This window comes from Lysobacter enzymogenes (genome assembly GCF_017168095.1).
GTDB lineage: Bacteria > Pseudomonadota > Gammaproteobacteria > Xanthomonadales > Xanthomonadaceae > Lysobacter > Lysobacter enzymogenes_D.
The window spans coordinates 1-1249 of sequence record NZ_LXSD01000221.1 but is presented as its reverse complement, the minus strand read 5'-3'; the positions used below and the strand labels follow the sequence as shown (position 1 = coordinate 1249).

Annotated in this window: 1 protein-coding gene; it reads right to left on the bottom strand. The window is 75.6% G+C overall.

Translation table 11 applies throughout. The features are described 5' to 3' along the window. Nucleotides 1-1188, bottom strand: a 1188-nt coding sequence (locus tag A7A76_RS05695; protein WP_206410287.1) for a serine/threonine-protein kinase, incomplete at its 3' end; no start/stop codon positions are given. Between the last annotated feature and the right edge of the window lie 61 nt (nucleotides 1189-1249).

The following is a 1249-nucleotide window of genomic DNA, read 5'->3' as shown; positions in this document are numbered from 1 at the left end:
GCCGCGGCGCGCGCCGACCGGGCGATGGCTGCGCCAGGCGCGCAGGTCGCGGGCGAATTCGGCCACGCTGGGATAGCGGTCCTGCGGCTTGCTCGCCACCGCCTTGAGCGCGACCGCGGCCAGGTCGCCGGCCAGCGCCCGCTGCAGCGCGGCGACGTCGTCCAGGCCGCGGCGGCGCGCGACCGCGTCGTCGGCATCCTCGAGCAGGCGGTCCATCGGCTCGGGCGCGCCGGCCGCGGCGAGCGGCACCAGTTCGCGCAGGCTGTGCAGCCGGGTCGGCCATTGCCCGCACAGCAGCCGATAGCTGAGCACGCCGAGCATGTACAAGTCGGTGGCCGGCCCCTGGGTGCCGTGCTGGCGCGCTTCCGGGGCGGCGTAGTCGGGGCTGATCGCCAGGTGCGCGCGCGCGTCTTCGCCGCCGCCGAAGCGGGTGGAGATGCCGAAGTCGAGCAACTGCACCCGGCCCTGCGCGGTCACCAGCAGGTTCGACGGCTTGATGTCGCGATGCAGCACGCCCTGCGCATGCGCATAGGCCAGCGCCTCGCAGGCCTGCAGCAGCAGGTCCACGCGCGCGCCGACGCCGAGCGCGCGGCGGTCGCACCACTGGTCGATCGGTTCGCCCTCGACCCGGCGCAGGGCGAACCACGGCCGCCCCTGCTCGTCGATGCCGCCGTCGACCACGCCGGCGATGCCGGGATGGTCCAGGCGCGCGAGCAGGTTGCGTTCCTCGCGGAACGCGGCGGCCAGCTCCGGCGATTCCAGTCCGCTGCGGATGCATTTGAGCGCGACGCGCTGCTGGTATTGGCCGTCGTCGCGATGGGCTTCGTAGACCGTGCCCATGCCGCCGCGGCCGAGGATGCGGTCGATCCGCCACGGGCCGAGCAGCGCGCCGACGCGCAGGTCGGCGGAGTCGTCGTCCTCGTCCTCGTCCTCGTCGCGATCGCGATCATCGCGGTCCGCATCCGCTCCGGCGTTCGCCGGCGGCGGCTGGCGCTCGGCGACGATCTGCGCCGGCGAGCGGTCGAGCACACCGGCGTCCTCGCTCTCGGCATCGAGCAGGGCGCGCAGGGCCGCGTGCAGCGGCGGATCGCTCGCCGCCAGCGCCGCCAGCCGGCGCTCGCGCTCGGGCGCGGGCAGGTCGACGTAATCGTCGAACAGGCGCAGCGCGCGGGCGAGATCGTCGCTCATCGGCGCGCGGCCGAAGGCGCCGCCGATGCGGCGACCGCGGCGCGGCAGGCGGGCGCGACCA